This window comes from Pseudoalteromonas sp. MT33b (assembly GCF_014117385.1).
Lineage (GTDB): Bacteria > Pseudomonadota > Gammaproteobacteria > Enterobacterales > Alteromonadaceae > Pseudoalteromonas > Pseudoalteromonas lipolytica.
The window spans coordinates 325001-346716 of the sequence record NZ_CP059831.1 but is presented as its reverse complement, the minus strand read 5'-3'; the positions used below and the strand labels follow the sequence as shown (position 1 = coordinate 346716).

At 43.3% G+C, this 21716-nt stretch carries 17 protein-coding genes, 1 tRNA gene and 2 rRNA genes (1 of these 20 cut by a window edge); 10 read left to right on the top strand and 10 right to left on the bottom strand.

Going from position 1 to position 21716, the window contains the following annotated elements; genetic code table 11:
• Nucleotides 1-21: 21 nt before the first annotated feature.
• The 6 genes from rplJ to H3302_RS01650 form a co-directional block, all read right to left on the bottom strand.
• The gene (gene rplJ, locus H3302_RS01675) at nucleotides 22-516 is read right to left on the bottom strand and encodes a 50S ribosomal protein L10 (protein ID WP_036971571.1); all 495 of its coding nucleotides are present in this window, start codon (nucleotides 514-516) and stop codon (nucleotides 22-24) included.
• A 319-nt stretch (nucleotides 517-835) separates the two neighbouring features.
• The gene (rplA, locus tag H3302_RS01670; protein ID WP_036971573.1) at nucleotides 836-1540 is read right to left on the bottom strand and encodes a 50S ribosomal protein L1; all 705 of its coding nucleotides are present in this window, start codon (nucleotides 1538-1540) and stop codon (nucleotides 836-838) included.
• A 4-nt stretch (nucleotides 1541-1544) separates the two neighbouring features.
• On the bottom strand, nucleotides 1545-1973 hold the full coding sequence (gene rplK / locus H3302_RS01665; RefSeq protein WP_036971575.1) for a 50S ribosomal protein L11: 429 nt from the start codon (nucleotides 1971-1973) through the stop codon (nucleotides 1545-1547).
• A 214-nt stretch (nucleotides 1974-2187) separates the two neighbouring features.
• On the bottom strand, nucleotides 2188-2745 hold the full coding sequence (gene nusG, locus H3302_RS01660; protein WP_036971577.1) for a transcription termination/antitermination protein NusG: 558 nt from the start codon (nucleotides 2743-2745) through the stop codon (nucleotides 2188-2190).
• Nucleotides 2746-2749: 4 nt separating this feature from the next.
• Nucleotides 2750-3127: a preprotein translocase subunit SecE gene (gene secE / locus H3302_RS01655; RefSeq protein WP_036971579.1), complete on the bottom strand. Its 378-nt coding sequence runs from the start codon at nucleotides 3125-3127 to the stop codon at nucleotides 2750-2752.
• Nucleotides 3128-3259: 132 nt separating this feature from the next.
• Nucleotides 3260-3336 (bottom strand) — tRNA-Trp (locus H3302_RS01650).
• 167 nt (nucleotides 3337-3503) lie between these two features.
• Here H3302_RS01650 and H3302_RS01645 point away from each other — a divergent pair.
• Entirely contained in the window at nucleotides 3504-7451 is a 3948-nt protein-coding gene (locus H3302_RS01645; RefSeq protein ID WP_182396081.1) for a two-component regulator propeller domain-containing protein, read from the top strand.
• 123 nt (nucleotides 7452-7574) lie between these two features.
• Nucleotides 7575-8717 carry a CsgG/HfaB family protein gene (locus tag H3302_RS01640; RefSeq protein ID WP_036971581.1) on the top strand — a complete coding sequence of 381 codons (1143 nt, stop codon included), beginning with the start codon at nucleotides 7575-7577 and terminating at the stop codon, nucleotides 8715-8717.
• Nucleotides 8718-8844: 127 nt separating this feature from the next.
• On the opposite strand, the gene H3302_RS01635 is transcribed toward H3302_RS01640, so the two are convergent.
• Together H3302_RS01635 and deoC are read right to left on the bottom strand one after the other, a co-directional pair.
• On the bottom strand, nucleotides 8845-9345 hold the full coding sequence (locus tag H3302_RS01635; protein ID WP_036971583.1) for a hypothetical protein: 501 nt from the start codon (nucleotides 9343-9345) through the stop codon (nucleotides 8845-8847).
• Nucleotides 9335-10078 carry a deoxyribose-phosphate aldolase gene (gene deoC / locus H3302_RS01630; RefSeq protein WP_182396080.1) on the bottom strand — a complete coding sequence of 248 codons (744 nt, stop codon included), beginning with the start codon at nucleotides 10076-10078 and terminating at the stop codon, nucleotides 9335-9337. Before deoC ends, H3302_RS01635 begins: the two co-directional genes overlap by 11 nt.
• 272 nt (nucleotides 10079-10350) lie before the next feature.
• Here deoC and cysG point away from each other — a divergent pair, with 272 nt between their 5' ends.
• The 8 genes from cysG to H3302_RS01590 all read left to right on the top strand — a co-directional run bounded on the left by cysG (nucleotide 10351) and on the right by H3302_RS01590 (nucleotide 19059).
• Complete coding sequence (gene cysG / locus H3302_RS01625; RefSeq protein ID WP_182396078.1) at nucleotides 10351-11772, top strand: siroheme synthase CysG; 1422 nt, start codon at nucleotides 10351-10353, stop codon at nucleotides 11770-11772.
• A gap of 35 nt (nucleotides 11773-11807) precedes the next feature.
• The gene (cysD, locus tag H3302_RS01620) at nucleotides 11808-12707 is read left to right on the top strand and encodes a sulfate adenylyltransferase subunit CysD (protein WP_036971584.1); all 900 of its coding nucleotides are present in this window, start codon (nucleotides 11808-11810) and stop codon (nucleotides 12705-12707) included.
• Entirely contained in the window at nucleotides 12707-14131 is a 1425-nt protein-coding gene (cysN, locus tag H3302_RS01615) for a sulfate adenylyltransferase subunit CysN (protein WP_182396076.1), read from the top strand. The genes cysD and cysN overlap by 1 nt, the downstream gene beginning before the upstream one ends.
• Before the next feature lie 32 nt (nucleotides 14132-14163).
• The gene (locus tag H3302_RS01610; protein ID WP_036971588.1) at nucleotides 14164-15891 is read left to right on the top strand and encodes an SLC13 family permease; all 1728 of its coding nucleotides are present in this window, start codon (nucleotides 14164-14166) and stop codon (nucleotides 15889-15891) included.
• A 21-nt stretch (nucleotides 15892-15912) separates the two neighbouring features.
• Nucleotides 15913-16509, top strand: coding sequence for an adenylyl-sulfate kinase (gene cysC / locus H3302_RS01605; RefSeq protein WP_036971590.1), 597 nt, complete (start codon nucleotides 15913-15915; stop codon nucleotides 16507-16509).
• A 3-nt stretch (nucleotides 16510-16512) separates the two neighbouring features.
• Nucleotides 16513-17283 (top strand): 3'(2'),5'-bisphosphate nucleotidase CysQ, encoded by a 771-nt coding sequence (gene cysQ, locus H3302_RS01600; protein ID WP_182396074.1) that lies wholly within the window; start codon nucleotides 16513-16515, stop codon nucleotides 17281-17283.
• Between the two features lie 168 nt (nucleotides 17284-17451).
• Nucleotides 17452-17643 (top strand): hypothetical protein, encoded by a 192-nt coding sequence (locus H3302_RS01595; protein ID WP_036971594.1) that lies wholly within the window; start codon nucleotides 17452-17454, stop codon nucleotides 17641-17643.
• Nucleotides 17644-17796: 153 nt separating this feature from the next.
• On the top strand, nucleotides 17797-19059 hold the full coding sequence (locus tag H3302_RS01590) for an aromatic amino acid transport family protein (protein WP_182396071.1): 1263 nt from the start codon (nucleotides 17797-17799) through the stop codon (nucleotides 19057-19059).
• A 791-nt stretch (nucleotides 19060-19850) separates the two neighbouring features.
• On the opposite strand, the gene rrf is transcribed toward H3302_RS01590, so the two are convergent.
• A 5S ribosomal RNA gene (rrf, locus tag H3302_RS01585) occupies nucleotides 19851-19965 on the bottom strand.
• A gap of 120 nt (nucleotides 19966-20085) precedes the next feature.
• Nucleotides 20086-21716, bottom strand: a 23S ribosomal RNA gene (locus H3302_RS01580); it runs 1255 nt beyond the window's last position.

Genomic DNA, 21716 nt, shown 5'->3' with positions numbered 1-21716 from the left:
GAACAAAAAAACAGCTTAAAATTAAGCAGCTTGCTCAGCTTTCTGTACACGTACTGCTTCAATTGTTTTACACAATTTGCCAGCAGACGCTTCTTTCATAGCGCTCATTAAGCGTGCAACAGCTTCGTCGTAAGTAGGTAGAGTTGCTAGCATAGCTGCGTCTACTACGTTACCTTCAAATGCAGCGGTCTTAACTTCGAATTTCTCGTTCTTCTTCGCGAAATCTGAGAAGATACGCGCAGCAGCACCAGGGTGCTCTGAAGAGAAAGCGATTAAGCTTGGACCAACAAATGAGTCAGAAAGGCACTCAAAATCTGTTCCTTCAACAGCACGTTTAGCTAAAGTGTTACGAACAACTTTCATCCATACACCAGCTGCACGAGCTTCTTTACGAAGGGCAGTGATAGCACCAACTGTTACACCACGAGAATCTGCAACAACTGCAGAAAGAGCACCAGTGGCTGCTTCGTTGACTTCAGCAACAATTGCTTTTTTGCCTTGAAGATTTAAAGCCATGGGTGTTACTCCTGGTTTAATGGGTCGCCGATATTGGCTTCCCTGTTCTACTCTTCCCCATCAATGATGGAGATGCTTTTTACGGCGAGAGCCAGAAGATTAGGAAAAATCTATCTGGGGATTCACACCGTCTACGTAGGTAAAAATATTAAGGCCGAAGCCGCCTACGGTCTTGGACGGAAGCCCAATTTATCGTTTATACCCGAAGGCGTACGAAATTATGGACTTCAACCCGAATTCTTTACTTGTTTTGAAATTAACTTTCTCAACAAAATGGCGCAAAATTATAGTTCAAATTTCGCGCCATGTAAACTCTTAATTAAGCAACAGTTGTGCTTAGAGAGTTTTGGTCAACAGCAACACCTGCGCCCATTGTTGTAGAGATAGTTACTTTCTTCACGTAAGTACCTTTTGCTTGAGAAGGTTTAGCCTTCTTAAGCGCAACAATAAGAGCTTCAAGGTTTTGTTGAAGTTGCTCAGCAGTGAAATCAACCTTACCGATAGTAGTATGGATGATACCGTTCTTGTCGTTACGGTAACGAACTTGACCTGCTTTCGCGTTTTTAACTGCTTCTGCAACGTTAGGTGTTACAGTACCAGTTTTAGGGTTTGGCATTAGACCACGTGGACCTAAGATTTGACCTAGTTGACCAACAACGCGCATAGCGTCTGGAGATGCAACAACAACGTCAAAGTTCATCTCGCCTTTCTTAACTAGATCAGCAAGATCTTCCATGCCCACTAATTCAGCACCGGCTTCTTTTGCAGCTTCTGCATTAGCGCCTTGAGTGAATACAGCAACACGAACGTCACGACCAGTACCGTTAGGTAGTACAGTTGCACCACGAACGTTTTGGTCAGATTTACGAGCATCGATACCAAGGTTAACAGCAACGTCAACACTTTCTACGAATTTAGCTGTCGCTAACTCTTTTAAAAGAGCAACTGCTTCGTTGATTTCGTAATCTTTAGTCGCATCCACTTTTTCGCGGATTGTACGCATACGTTTAGTTAATTTTGCCATTATCTTAGTCCTCTACGTTCAAGCCCATCGCACGCGCAGAACCTGCGATAGTGCGAACTGCAGCGTCCATATCAGCTGCTGTAAGGTCAGGTCGTTTTGTCTCAACGATTTCTTCAAGTTGAGCACGAGTTACTGTACCCACTTTTTCAGTGTTAGGACGGCCAGAGCCTGATTTGATACCTGCAGCTTTCTTAAGTAAGTAAGCAGCCGGTGGCGTTTTCATTTCGAACGTGAAAGAACGGTCGCCGTAAACAGAGATCACTACAGGAACTGGAGCGCCTTTTTCGATAGATTCTGTACGTGCGTTGAACGCTTTACAGAATTCCATGATGTTTACACCGTGCTGACCTAGTGCTGGACCTACTGGAGGACTAGGATTAGCCATACCAGCGGCAACTTGTAGCTTGATAATAGCTTCAACTTTTTTAGCCATAATAAATACCTCATTTGGTGGGTCATAGCCTTGTGCGCGCGAGGACGCGTACTCTAACGGCTTCCCAGTTTAAAAATTGGTTCTCACTTTATGTGATAAAACAAGTTACTACTTGCCCTAACACAAAAAGGCCGCTGATTATAAGTTAATCAACGGCCTTTTTCAAGCATATTGCCAAAATATTAAACGATTTTGGCTGCTTTAATTTTTTATCTTACTTGTCTTGTTCAACTTGACCAAATTCAAGCTCAACTGGCGTAGAACGACCAAAGATAAGTACCGATACTTTTACGCGGCTCTTTTCGTAATCCACTTCTTCAACAACACCACTGAAGTCAGCAAATGGACCATCGATAACACGAACAACTTCGCCTGGCTCAAATAATGTAGCTGGCTTAGGTGCTTCAGAGTTCTCTTGAAGACGGTTTAAGATGCGATCTGCTTCTTTTTGGCTGATTGGCGCTGGACGATCTGACGTACCACCAATAAAGCCCATTACACGTGCAGTGCTGTTCACTAAGTGCCAGCTTGCATCGTTCATGTCCATTTGTACAAGTACATAACCTGGGAAGAATTTACGCTCAGATTTACGCTTTTGACCTGCGCGCATCTCAACAACTTCTTCCGTTGGTACTAATACTTCACCAAAACTATCTTCCAAACCTTCAATCTTGATATGCTCAAGAATAGTTTGTGCAACACGCTTCTCATAACCAGAGAAAGCTTGTACTACGTACCAACGTAGTTTCTTTTCGTTCTTCTCATCCGACATGGGATTAGATCTCCAATCCAGTTAAAAAGCCTACGGCGCGGAATAAAATGCCATCTAATCCCCAAAGGATAAGTGCCATAATCACAGTTGCAACCATTACAATTAATGTCGTATGGGTTGTTTCTTGGCGTGTTGGCCACACAACTTTACGTACTTCGATACGTGCTTCTTTAGCAAATGCTAAAAATGTACGACCTTTTTCTGTTAGTGAGGCAATGCCTAAACCCGCTGCAACAGCGACTACTACACCAATAGCACGCAACAATACAGACTGATCTGCATACATGTGATTACCAACTACTGCGCCTGCAAGTAGCGCAATCGCTACAATCCACTTAACTGAATCCATCGCACTTGATGGTGTTTCTACATTCGTGCTCATAATATTATTACCTTAACTACAGACACAACAACCCTGCGCGAAGGCAGGGTTAATCCATTAAAATCTAAACTTAAAAACAGACTTATTTAAACCGATTTTTAATTTCAGACTCCACACTTATTGTGTAAAAAGTGGCAGGGGCGGAGAGATTCGAACTCCCAACCGTCGGTTTTGGAGACCGCTGTTCTACCAATTGGAACTACGCCCCTGCAAAGTGGATGCCTATTATACTTACGCAATTCATTAACACAAGAGTAAAAGATACCCAGAAGTTAAAATCTCACCTGTTAGTATAAAAATCAATATTAACATTGATTAAAAAGCAGTTTACTATCAGCCTAATAAAGGAACAAAAACACCAACAAGATGGATCTCTGTGCAGCATTTAAACACCCTATTATGCCTAATATTTTTCAGCTTAGCTGTTCTGAAAAGTCATGTTGTAAGTGCGCAATCACTTCACTTAAACAGCTTTGATAGCGAGCATGGCTTAAGTCAAAACTCCATTAATTGCAGTCTCACTGATGCGCAAGGGTTTCAGTGGTTTGCCACACAAGGAGGGCTCAATCGATTTGATGGCTATGAATTTAAACGCTTTAAAGCACATACTTCAGCGACCAGTATTTCCGGTAATTGGATTACCGCATGCTTAAAAGGCACTGATAACGACCTTTGGTTTTCAACAGCCAGTAAAGGACTAAACCGGCTTGATCCCACCACGGGCCAATTTTACACCTATTCGACCTTTACAAACCCACAACTCAGTGATGATAAAATATGGTCTTTGGCTTTTGATAAGAGTGGCAATATGTGGTTGGGTCATGAACAAGGCACACTCAGCTACTTTGATATTGCAGCGCAGCAATTTGAGACTTATCAGGTTGCTGAAAATACACAACAAAACATTGTCATCAGAGACATCATTGCAGTACAAAATACCCTGTGGCTTGCAACCAGCCATGGTCTGCTGTCGTTTAACCCTAAAACCAAACAATTTAAACATGACATCGCCCTCACCTCGCCACTTTGGCATCTTAACAAGTTAAGTTCAAATCAATTGCTCATCGGTGCAAAACAAGGGCTGTATATATTTTCAATCGATACAGAGACATCTTCCGAATTGCCGCAATTTAAGGGAGTTTGGATCACTGACAGTCTTCTCGACAATCAGCATAACCTGTGGCTAACAAGTTATGGGCAAGGCGTATACTTTTTAGCTGCGGGGGCAGATATACACACTGACGTTGCACACTATCGTCATGATGTACAAAAGCCTAACGGACTCAAAAATGATTACTTACTCTCTCTATATCAAGACCCACAAGGAATTATTTGGATTGGGACCGATGGTTTTGGTATACACAGATACGATCCGAAACAGCAACAATTTGGACATCAAAGCACAACGTCAAGCCCTCACTCTCTCACGCATAATTTTATTCGTGCGATTATTAAACGTAAAAATGGCCAGTTGTGGGTTGGCACGCGCGAGGGTTTAAATCGCGCGATACCGCAAGGCTATCAGCACTATACAACCCGCTTACCCAATACCAACATATTTAGCTTACATGAGGATAAAAGGCAGCAATTGTGGGTTGGGACATACGGCGGCGGGCTTCTTAAATACCAAGATGAAAGCGATGATTTTGTCAGCTATACCATGCAAAGCCACCAGCTTAGTAGTGATCGCGTTTATGCTATTGAGAGTGATAAAGACGGCATAGTGTGGCTCGGTAGTAACCAGGGATTAACTCGCTTTGATCCAGATTCAGAAACAGTGACTCATTATCAGCACAATGCAACCCATAACAGCTTAGCCAATAATACCGTTTTCACACTTGCGTATGATAAGAATGATCACGCTTTGTGGGTGGGTACGCGTGCGGGACTCAATAAGTTTTCCATAGAAACAGAGCAATTTACATTACTTAATGAACGCACAGGTCTGAGCCATAACATGGTCACGTCGTTATTACTCAGCGACGATAAAACGCTGTGGGTCGGCACAATGCAAGGCCTCAACAAAGTCAATAAACAAAACTTTGATGTGGAGCATATTAGCGAGCAACATGGCCTAGTAAATGACAATATTTTTGACATTTTAGCCGATAAACAAGGCTATTTATGGTTAGCTACCAATGGTGGATTAACGCGTTATCATCCAATAACGGGCAGCATACAACCGTTTTTACCTGAAGATGGAATCCAGCATCAATCCTTCATTCTTGGGGCTAGTTTTCAAGCGACAGATGGCGAGCTATTCTTTGGCGGGATAAATGGTTTTAATCAGTTTTACCCTGACAAACTCACCTTAGATCACACTCCCCCCACTCCCGTATTAACCGAGTTATTGCTTAATAACCGTGAAATTAGCACTGATTTTTTTGACCACAGCACCGACACGCTGATCAATGCGACAAGCACGTTCTCTTTCGCAAAATCAGCGGGGGTTATTGGCTTTAAATTTAGTGCATTGAATAACGCCGCCACTCCAAAGCATTATCAATATGGCTATAAACTAGCGGGGTTTGACCAACAGTTTTTATATAATGATGCATCACAACGTCAAATAAACTACCCGCAGCTTCCTGCTGGACATTATCAATTACAGCTAAAAGTAAGGGATCAATATGGGCAGTGGAGTGAGGGTACCACCCTACTCGAACTGAAGGTTGTTCCACCTTGGTGGCAAAGCAATGTCGCTTATTTATCTTACACACTATGTGCAATGACATTAGCATGGCTGGTTATTAGTTCAATTTATCAGCGCAAGCTGGCCGAACAGCAAAAACAAAAAGAAATTGAGTTAAATAAATTAAAAGATCAGTTCTTAGATAATATAAGTCATGAACTTAAAACCCCATTGAGCTTGATTCTGGCTCCCATTAGCCAGTTACAGCAGTCCACCCACAGTTCGCAGTCTCAATCGCAATTAGCAAGCATAAAACGTAATTGCCAACGCTTGCTTGACTTAATAAATCAACTACTGCAACTAAGCAAACGACCCAGTACGGCCGTGCATTATGTATCCGCTTATTCATTAACGACTTTTTTAACCGATCTCATCGATGACTTTGCGCCGCTATTCGCCCAAAAACAGCTTAAATTTGATTTTCAGGATCACTGTGAAACTGTGTGCACTATAAATATCGCGCCTAATCATGCGCACTCTATCGTCAGTAACCTGATCAGTAATGCGCTTAAATACACTCCGGCAGGCGGTGAGGTTCGAGTGTGTTTACATCACAGCGATAACCTCGCGCATATCAGTGTGTCCGACACAGGAATTGGCATTGCAAAAGACCAACAGGTGAAAATATTCGAAAGGTTTACTCGCTTAGACACATGTTCAGAAACCGGCAGTGGTATTGGGCTTACATTAGTGAAGCAACTGGTCGAGGATTATGGCGGTGAAATATCACTAACTAGCTCGCCAGCGCAGGGCAGCTGTTTTACGGTCTCGCTGCCTACAGTTATCAGTGCAACAAAACAAAACTTGCCAACGGTCACCACCCAACCTGGCTTAAGGCAAACACTCATGATTGTTGAAGACAATAGTGATATGAGTGAGCTGCTCTTGTCACTATTTAGTGAGCAGTTCAATTGCATCTGTGCTTACGATGGCCAACAAGCCTTGTCACTTTGTCAGTCTGAATTACCCGACCTTATTATCAGTGATGTTATGATGCCTAACATGGACGGATACCAAATGCTTGCGAAGCTTCGTGCTGATAACGCGACCAGTCATATACCGGTTTTATTATTATCTGCCAAAGCTGACACGCCTAGCCGTTTAAAAGGCCTTGATTTACTGGCTGACGACTTTTTAAGTAAACCCTTTGAACCGTCTATTTTACTAAGCAAAGTAAAAGGCCTGCTCAGTTTGCGTTATTTACTAAATCAACACTTAGCGGCTCAACTTACCTCTGAGATACAAAGCGACAATAATGAGTACGTTACGGTGCAAACTAAAGACTCTGTATTTACAGAGAAGCTTAAAAAGGTGGTCCGAGAAAACTATCAGTCGGATCAGTTTTCAATTGAACAGCTGGCATCAGCACTGTGTTTAAGCCCTCGGGCACTGCAGTTAAAAATGAAAGCACTGTATTCACTCACCCCTTCTGACTATTTACGTAACACACGTATTGAGTATGCAGCTAAACAGCTAATAGAAAGTTCATTAGCCATAGGCTTAATAGCAGAAAATAATGGGTTTAGTTCTCAAAGCTATTTTGCTCGCAGCTTCAAAGGACACTTTGGTGTATCGCCGAAGCAATATAGAGAAAAGCATCAGAAACAGCCTGATTTTCGCCTAAGTGAATAAAGTCTTCGCATATGTACTATTAATAAGGCACTGATTTTTATAGCTTATCCATACTATCGTTCATAACTTTGCCTCCCCGTTATGACGTTTATTTACTGCATGGATATAAGTTAAGGAAATCAAATGTTCGCTAAAAAATACCCTACAATTACGGTGGCCTTACTCAGTGCTGCATTATGCGCATGCCAAAGCACAACAACTTCAACAACAAATCAAAACAGTCCAAATGTGAATGAAGTAGCACAGCAACAGTATAACGGTCCAAAAGCACGTATTGCCGTGGCGCGCTTTACTGATAAATCAAATGATTCACGATGGTGGCGAAAAGAAATTGGTGAAGGCATGGCAGATCAATTAACGACTGCGCTGGTCAGTACGAACCGTTTTATTGTATTAGAGCGTCAAGCACTTGATGCCGTCTTGTCAGAGCAAGATTTAGCGGTCTCTGGAAGAGTAAGCGCTGCATCGGGGGCGGCTTACGGTGAAATTGAAGGGGCTGAAATTGTGGTTGTGGCCGCAGTAACCGAATTTGATGACGACAGCTCAGGTGCCAGTGTTGGCAGTGGCGGCTTTATTGGTGATGTGTTTAGCTCGGTATCGGCAGGCTTCTCAGGCTCGCATATGGCAATTGATCTACGCTTAATAGACACTCGCACTTCGCGTATTCTGGCAGCCACCAGCGTAGAAGGCGGAAGTAAGGATTTTGACTTCACCTCAGCAGCCACTAACTTTGGCGGCGCACTCGTCGGGGGTAATCTCAGCGGATGGTCAAACACCCCTAAAGAAAAAGCCTTACGAGAAGTGATTGTTAAAGCCGTCGAGTTTTTAGAAAGCAAAGTACCTAACACTTACTATCGCTACAATAGTGATAATACCATTGCTACAGGACACTCTGCTCCAGCCCCTCTAAGAGCGACAGCAAAAGCAACTGGCGCAAAAACCGCCGTCGCAAACACACCGTCAGTCACAGTGCCCACTCATAGAATGCCCCATTACGAAAAAATGGACTTGGCAATGTCACGTTTAAACTTAGTCTGCTTGGGCTACTTAAAAAACCAACCTCATTACGAAGAGTTTGAAACAGAAGATGTAAAATACGATCGCGCAACGGTTATTGCACTCACTGAATATCAACAAGAAAATAAACTCACCGTCACAGGTTTGGCTGATGAAAAAACCAAACAGTCACTCGATAATACCCAATGTATTGCTAAAACGAATAAATCAGGGCTGGAAAGCTTAGGCAGTATGTTTAAATTTAACTAATTGAAGTAACCAAGCTTAATAGCGTTAATTAGCCTTATACAGCCAGTAATAACCACTGGTTGTATTGGCAAAAATGAGTGACGGTGTCCCTGAACGTTTTATTCTCATTTTTGCTAACATCTTCCATTTATAAAATTTGTACTAGTTCACCACGATAAAAGTCACACAATAACCAAATTTGCTGGAATGGATGCCCTTTTGGTACATCGAGATGAGTGAGCACGGCCTTAAAATCATCTAAGTGCCAAATAGTGCTGGCATTACGGATCAATAACCATGGATGCTCTGATTCATACTGTTTTTTCGCTTTTTGCGCGAGTAACCGATGCAGTGCACAATGTAAACGCTGATCGCTTGGCTCAAGTGCCATCTCAGCAAGGTCGCGCTGCATACCAATTGACAAGGGCCGTCCTAATACGGCCATCGCCTCTGTTTCACTGGCGTATAAATGCGCAATTTCAATATCGAGACGCTGCTCACCTTTGTAGCAGCTCACATCTGGCTTACTTGGTGTATTATGCCAAATATTGCGCATTTTGATCCCAAACTCTTTTTCATAACAGCGCAAAAATAATTTTGCGGCGCCATGCTCAAGGGCTATTTTTTCTTGCTCACTATCACGATTCATTTAATGTCGCATATACATCACTTAATAACCCCGAAGCACCAAACCTAAATAGTTTAGGCTTTATATAGGCTTCACCCATTATAGATTCAGCTAAGGCCAAGTATTGAGCGGCATCAGCAACGGTTCTCACTCCCCCAGCGGCTTTAAAACCGACGTTTTTACCGTTTGCTTTAATTGCGGTTAAAATAATCTCCGTTGCAGCTAAGGTTGCATTAACCGCCACTTTACCCGTACTCGTTTTGACAAAATCAGCCCCGCCATCAATCGCAAGTTGGCTCGCTTTAGCTATTAACTCATCTGTTAATTCGCCACTTTCGATAATCACTTTTAACACGGCTTTATTGCCGCAGGCATCTTTTGAGGATTTGACGTACGTTAAAACCTTCTCTTCATCACCTGCAATGAGGGCTTTGTATGGGATCACTAAATCAATTTCGTCAGCGCCACGCTCAATAGCAAACAAGGTTTCATTTATCACCTGTTCTAAAGGCTGCTCTCCTGTTGGAAAATTGGTGACGGTGGCCACCTTTACTTGCTTTAGCGCACGCTCTGCCAACGCTAATTTAGCATCACTAACAAACTGACTATAAACACACACCGCCGCAGGCACGCCTAACTTTGGCTGAATACTAGCAATAAGATCTTCAATTGTTTGTGCCGTATCGGTGTCATTGAGGGTTGTTAAGTCCATGAGCGCCACAGCTTGGGCTGCGATTGTTTGCATGTTTTTCATAAATCGTATTTTTGTGTTGCCATAATAGTGACCCATAGTAGCAAATTTTTATGTTCTGGCTATAACTCATAACTAATCACCATAAGCCTAGTTATTTTCTTGTAACTCGCCGCAATCCCTTGTTAACTAAGTCTTAAGCCAAATAGAACCACCCAATATAACTTTTAGTTATATAAATTGGGTTTTAATTATTTTTTACTTAACAATACGCACTATATTCTGCTTGTCTGCAATAAGCAGTTTCTGTGATGTTTTTTAGGGGTATAAACAACGTGCAATATTTACCTATCTTTACCAAATTAGACGACAGGCCCGTATTGGTAGTCGGCGGTGGAGATGTTGCGTTACGCAAATGCCGCGCATTTTTAAAAGCGCGCGCACACGTGACGTTAGTCGCCCCTGAATTTTGTGATGAGCTTATAACCCTTGCAAACACGGGTGAAGTCACGCTAATTAACGACATATTTCAAGAACACCATTTAGATAAACAAATGTTGGTTATTGCCGCAACAGATAACGACGCGGTTAACAGCACGGTTTTTGAGCTTGCTAACGCACGCAATATTTTCGTTAATGTCGTTGATGATCAACCAAAGTGTAGTTTTATTTTCCCCTCGATTGTTGATCGTGACCCTATCACTATTGCTATCTCAAGCGCGGGGACAGCCCCTGTTTTAGCACGTCGCTTACGTGAAAAACTCGAAACGCTTATTCCACAACATATTGGCCCTTTGGCTACTTTAGTCGGGAGTTTTCGCGACAAAGTAAAGCAACGTTTTAAACATTTCGCCGACCGTCGCCAGTTTTGGGAAGGTGTGTTTGATTCATCGGTTGTGAGTAAAGTGCAAGCAGGCGACACTACCGCAGCGTCGGCGCAACTAGAGCAACTACTCGAAGCCAAGCCTGAGCCCGAAGGTGAAGTATATGTTGTGGGCGCAGGCCCGGGTGACCCAGAGCTATTAACGTTAAAAGCCCTGCAATTAATGCAACAAGCCGATGTTGTTGTGTATGACTACCTTGTGTCTGATGAAATTATGGAACTGGTGCGTCGCGATGCCGACTTAGTGTGTGTTGGCAAGCGCTTGGGCGATCATAGTGTAGCACAAGAAGATACCAATCAAATGTTAGTTGATTTTGCTAAGCAGGGTAAAAAAGTATGCCGCATTAAAGGGGGCGATCCATTCATTTATGGCCGTGGCGGTGAAGAAGTACAAGTGCTTGCTGCCAACCAGATCCGCTATCAAATTGTTCCTGGTATTACTGCTGCAGCCGGTTGCAGTGCTTATGCGGGTATCCCATTAACACATAGAGACCATGCACAAGCCATCCAATTCGTTACTGGGCACTGTAAAAAAGAGGGTCAAGAACTCGATTGGCAGTCGCTTGCTAAACCTAATCAAACCTTGGCGATTTATATGGGGGTGATTAAGTCACCTCACATCCAAGCACAATTATTAAAACATGGTCGCGGTGCAGATACACCAGTGGCCATCATTGAAAACGGCACACGTAAAGAACAACGTGTCGTGACGGGGCAGCTAGGTGAATTAGCCGATTTAATTTCACGGCACAGTGTTATTTCACCAGCGTTATTAATTATTGGCGAAGTTGCATCACTGCATCATCAACTTGCTTGGTTTGGCCAAACGGCACAAACCAGCAGCTTTGCCCAGCCTTTAACAGGCGTAGCGTAATTTAACTTTTAATCATTTTAGTAGGACGACTAACAATGGCTTTAACACACCTTCAGCAATTAGAAGCTGAAAGTATCAAGATCATGCGCGAAGTTGCTGCTGAGTTTGAAAACCCGGTTATGCTTTACTCAATCGGTAAAGATTCATCGGTGTTATTACACTTAGCACGTAAGGCATTTTACCCAGCAAAAATTCCATTTCCTCTTTTGCATGTTGATACCAACTGGAAATTTAAGGAAATGATCGAGTTTCGCGATCGTTTAGCCAAAGAATATGGCTTTGATTTAATCGTCCATAAAAACCCTGAAGGTTTAGCGATTGATATTAATCCGTTTGTTCATGGCTCAGCGAAGCATACCGATATCATGAAAACCCAAGGCTTAAAACAAGCGCTTGATAAATATGGTTTTGATGCTGCATTCGGCGGTGCTCGCCGCGATGAAGAAAAGTCACGTGCCAAAGAGCGTGTTTATTCTTTCCGCGATAAGCACCACAGATGGGATCCTAAAAATCAACGTCCAGAGCTGTGGAATACTTACAACAGCCAAGTTAACCCGGGTGAAAGTATTCGTGTATTCCCATTATCTAACTGGACTGAGCTTGATATTTGGCAATACATCTACCAAGAAAACATTGAAATGGTGCCGCTATATTTAGCCAAAGAACGCCCTGTTGTTGAGCGCAATGGCACTCTCATTATGGTTGATGATGAGCGCATGCCGCTTGAAGAAGGCGAAGTACCGCAAATGAAGTCGGTCCGTTTTCGTACCCTTGGCTGTTATCCACTTACTGGTGCTGTGGAATCAACCGCCAGCTCATTAACTGAAATCATTGAAGAGATGTTGTTATCAACATCATCTGAGCGTGAAGGTCGCGTGATTGATCACGACTCTGCAGGCTCTATGGAAAAGAAAAAACGTGAGGGTTATTTCTAATGTCTAAAACTAACGACACGATTAATGAAGTAAGAGAGCTAGGCATCGACGCCTACCTTGCGCGTCAACAAGACAAAAGCCTTTTACGTATGCTGACATGTGGCAGTGTTGATGACGGTAAATCAACGTTAATCGGCCGCCTTCTGCATGACAGCCACCAAATTTATGAAGATCAACTTGCAGCCCTTCACAAAGACAACGAAAAAGTTGGTAATGCAGGTGAAGAGCTTGACTTAGCCCTACTCGTTGATGGCTTGCAAGCTGAGCGAGAACAAGGCATCACGATTGATGTTGCGTATCGTTATTTCTCAACAGCAAAACGTAAATTCATTATTGCGGATACGCCTGGACATGAGCAATACACCCGCAACATGGTAACAGGTGCATCAACCAGCGATGTGGCAATTATCCTAGTCGATGCACGTTATGGCGTGCAGGTACAAACTAAGCGTCATAGCTTTATTTGTGACTCTTTAGGGATTAAACAATTTGTTGTTGCTATCAATAAGATGGACATCGTCAATTTTGACGAAACCGTGTATGAGAAAATCAAAGCCGATTACCTTAAGTTTGCAGAGCAGTTAAACGTCACAAACATTAAGTTCGTACCTATGTCAGCATTGAAAGGCGACAACGTTGTAGTACGCTCTGAACATACACCTTATTACACCGACAAACCGCTTCTTGAATTACTCGAAGATTCCCCTGCGGCTGAAATTGATACTGGCTTTGAAGCACGCTTACCTGTGCAATATGTTGTGCGCCCTAACTTAGATTTCCGCGGTTTCCAAGGAACACTCACTTCAGGTACGTTCAGTGTGGGTGATGCCGTAAAAGTATTACCATCAGGAAAAAGCTCAAGTATCAAAGAGATTGTCACCTTCGATGGGAACCTTGATACAGCCGAAGCAGGCCAAGCAGTTACACTAACGCTTAACGACGAAATTGATATCAGTCGTGGTGATGTAATTGTACCAGCCGCATCTAAAGCCGCTGTAACAAACCGTATTCAAGCCAAACTTGTGTGGATGCATGAATCTCCCTTGGTGCTAGGTAAAAACTATAACTTTAAGTTAGGCAGCAAAAATACCTCAGCGGTGGTGAAAAAAATTGATCACACGATTGATGTAAATACCTTAGAGCATGGCCAAGCAGACTCTCTGCAGCTAAACGAAATTGCTATTGTAACCCTCGAGCTTACAGAAACAATTTTGGCAGATGAGTATCACGACAACCATGAAACAGGTGCATTTATCTTAATCGATCGCCTATCAAACTTAACGGTTGCAGCAGGTATGATCGAGCAGTTATTGAGCACTGAAGAGCAACAAAGTGGCTTTAGCGACTTTGAAGTTGAGTTTAATGCACTTGTTCGCAAGCACTTCCCTCATTGGCAAGCGCTTGATATAACTAAGCTTAAATAATCACAATTCGCCTGTTATAGGAAGTAAAAAGCATGTATCAACAGCTGGTATTAACAGGCATTATGCTGGTATTAGTCGGGTGCCTATTTGGCACACGATTAAAACCAGCATGGTTATTTGTGAGCGCCATTGGAATTAGCTATCTTTCAGGGCTTATTAGCCTTGAGGATATGCTTGTTAATTATGCCAACCCCTCGTTAATCACCCTGATACTTTTAGTATTGGTATCAATTGCGGTAGAAAAAACCACATTGGTACAGAAACTTGCCCAATCCTTATCAAAAGGTAGCCTGACAAGCTCTGTCACTAAGCTTGGCTTATCGACCGCCTTTTTGTCATCGTTTACTAATAACACAGCCGTTGTGGCATCTCTTATTAGTGCCATAAAAGAGAGCCCGACACATTCGCCATCAAAACTATTACTGCCTTTGTCGTACACCGCAATACTCGGTGGCACAATTACTTTAATTGGCACCTCAACTAATTTAATCGTCAATGGTTTTGCTGTTGAAGCGGGCATGGCTCCCTTAGGTTTTTTTGATTTTACACTGGTTGGTTTAGGCGCATTAAGTGTGGGCCTGATCACCATTATTGTAATGCTTAAATACCTACCCGATAACGGTAAAAATAACCAAGAAGTCGTGCCATTTTACTTAGAAGGCAAAGTAGAAGCTGATTCAAAGCTGATTGGTAAAAGTGTTGAAGAAAATGGTCTGCGTGAATTAAAAGATCTCTTCCTTGCTGAAATCATTCGTGGTGACAAACGTATTTGTGCCGTCACCCCAAAACAAGTAATCAAAGAAGGTGACGTATTATTATTTGTCGGCGATATAAAGTCTGTTCCTTTACTGACTCAATTTGATGGCTTAAAAGTGGTTCATGACAAGCACGAGAAAGATGTTGAACACCTTGTTGAAGTGGTCGTGAGTCACTCCTCTAAATACATTGGCAAAACGATTAAAGAAATTCGCTTTCGCGAACAGTTTCATGCGGCAGTAATTGCAATTCGTCGAGGCCATGACCGTTTACAAGGAGGCCTAGGTAAGGTGCAATTACAAGCAGGTGATTCCTTGATTCTCGCGCCGGGTAAAGCATTTTACACACTCCCAAACTTAAAGCGTGAGTTTGTTTATATTTCGGGTCTCGATTTACAAACACATTTAAAAGCAAAGCAATCAAACATTGTGCTGGCTAGTTTTGCCGGGGTTTTAACGTTAAGCATTATCGGTTTAGTCCCCTTAGTAAAAGGCTTATTGGTGTTACTCATTGGCCTAATGCTCAGCGGCACAATTAAGCTCAGTGAAGTTAAACGTCGCTTCCCTATCGAATTACTGGCGGTTGTAGGCAGTGCGATTGGACTCGCCAAACTCATGATTGGCACCGGTTTAGCTGGTGAAATATCGAATGGCATGCTTTATGTGTTAGGTGACTTTGGCCCTTACGGGGCATTTATTGCCATCTTCTTAATGACGGTCATGTTTACCGAATTGATTACCAACAATGCAGCCGCCGCACTTTCATTTCCTGTTGCGTATGCGCTGGCTATTGGCTTTGATGTTTCCCCACTGCCCTTTATTATGGCCGTGGCCTTTGGTGCATCGGCCAGCTTTATCTCACCATTTGGTTATCAGACCAACCTTATGGTGTACAGTGCGGGAAATTACCGCTTAAAAGATTACATTGCCATGGGCCTTCCTTTATCGATTATCTATTCGATTACGGTACTTACTTTGATACCACTGGTTTTCCCATTTCAATAACAAACAACGAGAACAGATACAATGAATGAGAATATCGTTTGGCATAACTACGCAATCACTAAAGCACAACGTAGTGAGCAAAAAAAGCATAAGCCGACTATTTTATGGTTCACTGGCTTTTCTGGCTCTGGTAAAAGCACCGTGGCCAATGCGCTAGAAAACGCACTAAACCAACTTGGTGTTCACACCTATCTACTTGATGGTGATAACGTACGCCATGGGTTATGTAAAGATTTAGGCTTTACTGATGAAGATCGTGTTGAAAATATTCGCCGCGTAGGCGAAACAGCGAAACTCATGGTCGATGCTGGTCTTGTGGTACTCACCGCATTTATTTCACCCTTCCAAAGTGAACGCGATATGGTAAGGAACTTGGTAGATGATGGTGAGTTCATCGAAGTGTTTTTAGATACCCCACTCGACGTATGTGAAACTCGTGACCCTAAAGGGCTTTATAAAAAGGCACGTGCGGGTGAAATTAAGCATTTCACAGGTATTGATTCAGACTACCAAGTTCCAACATCACCCGAAATTAAAATCGATACGAGCAAAAACACCCTAGACCAATCGGTGCAAGAACTGGTAGCGTATCTAAAACAACAGCAAATTATAGGTTAAATCATGAATCATACGGAACTGCTAGAAGAAATCTTACTGCTGGCGCGCCAAGCAGGAAATGCCATTATGGGTATTTACGAAAAAGATTTTAACGTCGAATACAAAGCCGATGAAAGCCCAGTAACCGACGCCGATCTAGCAGCCCATAAAGTGATTGTTAATGGCTTAAAACAGTTAACGCCAGACATTCCGATTCTAAGTGAAGAAAGTGCAGATATTAGCTGGGATCTTCGTCAAACCTGGCAACGTTATTGGCTAGTCGACCCGATTGATGGCACAAAAGAGTTCATCAAAAAGAATGGTGAGTTTACGGTAAATATTGCGCTCATTGAAAACGGTAAGCCTATTTTAGCCGTCGTCGACGCACCTGCATTGGGTGTCTCATATATTGCAAGCAACGCCATTGGTGCGTTTAAAGATAAGGGCGATGAACGCATCGAACTTAAAGTTACCCGCAAGCCAAATAAAGGGCTTATTCGTGTTGTTGGCAGTCGCTCACACCCTTCCCCTGACCTAGCTGAATTTGTAAAACAATTCGATGACGTAGAAATGGTCTCAAAAGGCAGCTCACTAAAACTATGTTTAGTAGCCGAAGGCAGCGCCGATATTTACCCTCGCTTAGGCCCAACCTGCGAGTGGGATACAGGCGCAGGCCATGCGATTGCCGAAATAGCAGGAGCAACGGTTAGCAAACTCGATGGCAGTCCACTGCTGTATAACAGTAAAGAAGAATATCTGAATCCGTATTTTATAGTATCGGCGTTACAGGACTAGTCTTTAGCAGTCGATGTTATAGAGTGAAATACTACATAAGCTGGGTAACGCGAAGCGAAACCCAGCGACTTAAAGTAAAAACTTACCCTCTCTAAATTAACGTTAAACTAGCCTTTATGCCTGTGTTCCGATAATATTTTGCCCTCTTAATCTATTAAAGGAATGACGATGACGACTGTTGAAAAAGCCATTGAGGCAGCTTACCAAGCGCAAATCACTTCTCTTTACAAAGCACTATCACAAGGTGTGCTTGCTGCTAATGGCGATGAAAGTGAAATCACAGCAGCTGAAGCTCGCTTTAAAAAAGGCTTAGCATTTGCTGCTGATATAAAAGCCCGCGCACTTGCAGCAGCAGAGTAAACACCACAACTGGGCTTAACTAAACTAGCCCAGCATTTCCTTTTGTAAGTCTCTCCTTACAGCATAGTTATCTAAATACAACGCTAAAACATGCATTCTTAGTTGCTTTTCTATATGCTGCGCGACAATTATTATTCTAATAGTGGAGTGCTAATGAACACACAACAAGATGCTGCGCAGTTTAGTGCATCGACAACAAGTAGTAACTCGAAATGGAATCTTCACGACACCCAGTGGGTATTAAGTTTATTTGGCACAGCAGTGGGTGCCGGCATTTTATTCTTACCCATTAATATCGGTATAGGCGGGTTCTGGCCATTAGTGATTATGGCGTGCTTAGCCTTTCCTATGACTTACTTAGCTCATCGTGGCTTAGCTCGTTTTGTATTATCATCAAAACAACCAGATGCTGACTTTACCGATGTGGTAGAAGAGCACTTTGGCATGAATGCTGGGCGGCTAATTTCTCTTTTATATTTTCTTTCTATCTTTCCTATTTTACTTATTTATGGCGTTGGCCTAACCAATACCGTAGACAGCTTTATCGTTAATCAATTAGGTATGGAATCACCACCACGCGTGCTTCTATCAGGCATTTTAGTGGGTGGTATGATTAGCTTAATGCTAGGTGGAGAAGCACTCATGTTGCGTGCTTTTGCTATTTTGGTCTATCCACTCGTCGGTATTCTGTTTTTCTTATCGTTGTATTTGATCCCAAGCTGGCAGATGCCTGACGTATCAATTCCTGAATTTTCAGGCTTTATGAAAACGCTCTGGTTATCAATTCCTATTATTGTGTTCTCATTCAGCCACGCCGCTGCAATCTCAAGTTTTGTCCATGTACAGCGAGCTCATTACGGCAATAATGCTAAAATGAAGTCAGAAGCAATTCTGAAGCGCACCAGCTTATTGTTAATCGTATTTGTATTGCTGTTTGTATTTTCGTGTGTGTTGTCTTTATCATCAGAACAAATGCTGCAAGCTAAGGCCGAAAACGTTTCTATCTTGTCGTTTCTTGCCAATATTACTGATAACTCATTCATTGCCACACTAGGCCCGTTGGTAGCGTTTATCGCGATTACGTCATCTTTCTTAGGCCACTTTTTAGGAGCCCGCGAAAGTTTCAATGGCTTAGTGAGCAAACAGTCACATATGAGCCCTAAGCGAGTCGACAAAATTGGCACTGTGCTTATGTTCTTTGCAATCTGGTACTGCTCAGTAATTAACCCAAGTATATTAGACATGATGGATCAACTTTCAGGCCCAATTATCGCCATGATCTTATTCATTATGCCCATGATTGCCGTGTATAAAGTCCCTAGCCTGCAAAAATACAGGCACCGCTTAAGTACTTTATTTGTGCTAGCTATTGGCTCTCTTGCTGTTCTTGCGCTTATTTACAGCATGATTAAATAACAGTAAGTACTGAATATATAAATATAAAAGCCCAGCGGGGAAACCTGCTGGGCTTTTTCGTATTTATTCGTCAAGCACCGCGTTGTTGTGTTGCTCATTAATGAGAGACGGATTAGCGTAAGGTGAAGTAGCCCATTTTAGAGCCTCCAATCTTGTCATCATGATTAAACAACGTTAGGACTGTGATTGAACATCATGATTACAAAGCGTAGGAACGGCTTTAGCCATGAATGTTTCTGGTTATGTGTGAAGAGCATATCAGACACTTTCGGCACTAAAGTACCTCCTACGCGCTAATTATCTCAGTGTAGGTGAAATGAGCGATTTAAGAGAACCATCATTCTCCACTACTGTCATCATGATTATCATGATTGAACATCGTGATTAAGAAGCGTAGGAACGGCTTTAGCCGTGAATGTCAGTGGTTATGTATGAAGGGCATATCAGACACTTTCGGCACTCAAGTGCCTCCTACTACGCCTAGTTATTTGAACCAGAAGCGAAGTGAGCAATTTAAGGAAATCTTTCATTCTTGTCGTTATGATTAAACAACATGGGAATCGTTATTAAACATCTGATTACAAAGCGTGGGAACGGCTTTAGCCGTGAATGTCAGGGGTGTTGTATGAAGGGCATATCAGACACTTCGGCACTAAAGTGCCTCCTACGTCTCTTCATCTTACGCTTATGCGTCTTTTATCTCTGTATGCAATCTCGGCATAGTGCTGGACGATTTAGCCCTGAACGCAAAAAACCCGCTGCATTGCTGCAACGGGTTTCTCTAATTTGGAGCCTGGCGATGTCCTACTTTCACATGGCAAATGCCACACTATCATCGGCGCTGTTTCGTTTCACTACTGAGTTCGGCATGGAATCAGGTGGGTCCAAAACGCTATTGTCACCAAGCAAATTTGGTTGTTAATCGCACTCGCAATTAACTAAAATCTGGAAATCTGATAATCGTAAATCTACTTTAGTATACTAACTTCTGTCTGTTACGCTGTCATAAAACGCGTTTGGCGTTGTATGGTTAAGCCTCACGGGTAATTAGTACAGGTTAGCTTAATGGCTCACACCACTTCCACATCCTGCCTATCAACGTTGTAGTCTTCAACGGCCCTTCAGAGACTTTAAAAGTCTAGTGAGAACTCATCTCGAGGCCTGCTTCGCGCTTAGATGCTTTCAGCGCTTATCAGTTCCGAACGTAGCTACCGGGCAATGCCATTGGCATGACAACCCGAACACCAGCGGTTCGTTCACTCCGGTCCTCTCGTACTAGGAGCAACCCCTCTCAATTCTCAAACGCCCACGGCAGATAGGGACCGAACTGTCTCACGACGTTCTAAACCCAGCTCGCGTACCACTTTAAATGGCGAACAGCCATACCCTTGGGACCGACTTCAGCCCCAGGATGTGATGAGCCGACATCGAGGTGCCAAACACCGCCGTCGATATGAACTCTTGGGCGGTATCAGCCTGTTATCCCCGGAGTACCTTTTATCCGTTGAGCGATGGCCCTTCCATTCAGAACCACCGGATCACTATGACCTACTTTCGTACCTGCTCGACGTGTCTGTCTCGCAGTTAAGCTGGCTTCTACCATTACACTAACCGTACGATGTCCGACCGTACTTAGCCAACCTTCGTGCTCCTCCGTTACTCTTTGGGAGGAGACCGCCCCAGTCAAACTACCCACCAGGCACTGTCCGTAACCCCGATCAGGGGCCAACGTTAGAACATCAAAACTACAAGGGTGGTATTTCAAGGACGGCTCCACAAAGACTAGCGTCTCTGCTTCAAAGCCTCCCACCTATCCTACACATGTAGGTTCAATGTTCAGTGCCAAGCTGTAGTAAAGGTTCACGGGGTCTTTCCGTCTAGCCGCGGGTACACAGCATCTTCACTGCGATTTCAATTTCACTGAGTCTCGGGTGGAGACAGCGTGGCCATGGTTACACCATTCGTGCAGGTCGGAACTTACCCGACAAGGAATTTCGCTACCTTAGGACCGTTATAGTTACGGCCGCCGTTTACCGGGGCTTCGATCAAGAGCTTCGTCCGAAAACTAACCCCATCAATTAACCTTCCGGCACCGGGCAGGTGTCACACCGTATACGTCATCTTGCGATTTTGCACAGTGCTGTGTTTTTAATAAACAGTCCCAGCCACCTGGTCACTGCGGCTCCAATCAGCTTAAAGAGCAAGTCTCATCACCAATCGGAGCGTACCTTCTCCCGAAGTTACGGTACGATTTTGCCTAGTTCCTTCACCCGAGTTCTCTCAAGCGCCTTAGTATTCTCTACCTGACCACCTGTGTCGGTTTGGGGTACGATTCGGTATAATCTGAAGCTTAGAGGCTTTTCCTGGAAGTATGGCATCAACAACTTCACCACCTTAGTGGCTCGTCTCGTGTCTCAGTCTTAAGAGTCCGGATTTTCCTAAACTCTCAACCTACTCACTTTCACATGGACAACCAACGCCATGCTTGCTTAGCCTGCTCCGTCCCCCCATCGCAATTATACCAAGTACGGGAATATTAACCCGTTTCCCATCGACTACGCCTTTCGGCCTCGCCTTAGGGGTCGACTTACCCTACCCTGATTAACATGGGATAGGAACCCTTGGTCTTCCGGCGTGCGGGTTTTTCACCCGCATTA

Coding starts and splice junctions, on each gene's coding strand:
- H3302_RS01590 (WP_182396071.1), top strand. CDS start 17,797: ATGAACACACAACAAGATGCTGCGCAGTTTAGTGCATCGACAACAAGT.
- cysC (WP_036971590.1), top strand. CDS start 15,913: ATGAATGAGAATATCGTTTGGCATAACTACGCAATCACTAAAGCACAA.
- H3302_RS01610 (WP_036971588.1), top strand. CDS start 14,164: ATGTATCAACAGCTGGTATTAACAGGCATTATGCTGGTATTAGTCGGG.
- rplK (WP_036971575.1), bottom strand. CDS start 1,973: ATGGCTAAAAAAGTTGAAGCTATTATCAAGCTACAAGTTGCCGCTGGT.
- H3302_RS01595 (WP_036971594.1), top strand. CDS start 17,452: ATGACGACTGTTGAAAAAGCCATTGAGGCAGCTTACCAAGCGCAAATC.
- cysN (WP_182396076.1), top strand. CDS start 12,707: ATGTCTAAAACTAACGACACGATTAATGAAGTAAGAGAGCTAGGCATC.
- H3302_RS01640 (WP_036971581.1), top strand. CDS start 7,575: ATGTTCGCTAAAAAATACCCTACAATTACGGTGGCCTTACTCAGTGCT.
- nusG (WP_036971577.1), bottom strand. CDS start 2,745: ATGTCGGATGAGAAGAACGAAAAGAAACTACGTTGGTACGTAGTACAA.
- cysD (WP_036971584.1), top strand. CDS start 11,808: ATGGCTTTAACACACCTTCAGCAATTAGAAGCTGAAAGTATCAAGATC.
- secE (WP_036971579.1), bottom strand. CDS start 3,127: ATGAGCACGAATGTAGAAACACCATCAAGTGCGATGGATTCAGTTAAG.
- H3302_RS01635 (WP_036971583.1), bottom strand. CDS start 9,345: ATGAATCGTGATAGTGAGCAAGAAAAAATAGCCCTTGAGCATGGCGCC.
- rplJ (WP_036971571.1), bottom strand. CDS start 516: ATGGCTTTAAATCTTCAAGGCAAAAAAGCAATTGTTGCTGAAGTCAAC.
- rplA (WP_036971573.1), bottom strand. CDS start 1,540: ATGGCAAAATTAACTAAACGTATGCGTACAATCCGCGAAAAAGTGGAT.
- cysQ (WP_182396074.1), top strand. CDS start 16,513: ATGAATCATACGGAACTGCTAGAAGAAATCTTACTGCTGGCGCGCCAA.
- deoC (WP_182396080.1), bottom strand. CDS start 10,078: ATGAAAAACATGCAAACAATCGCAGCCCAAGCTGTGGCGCTCATGGAC.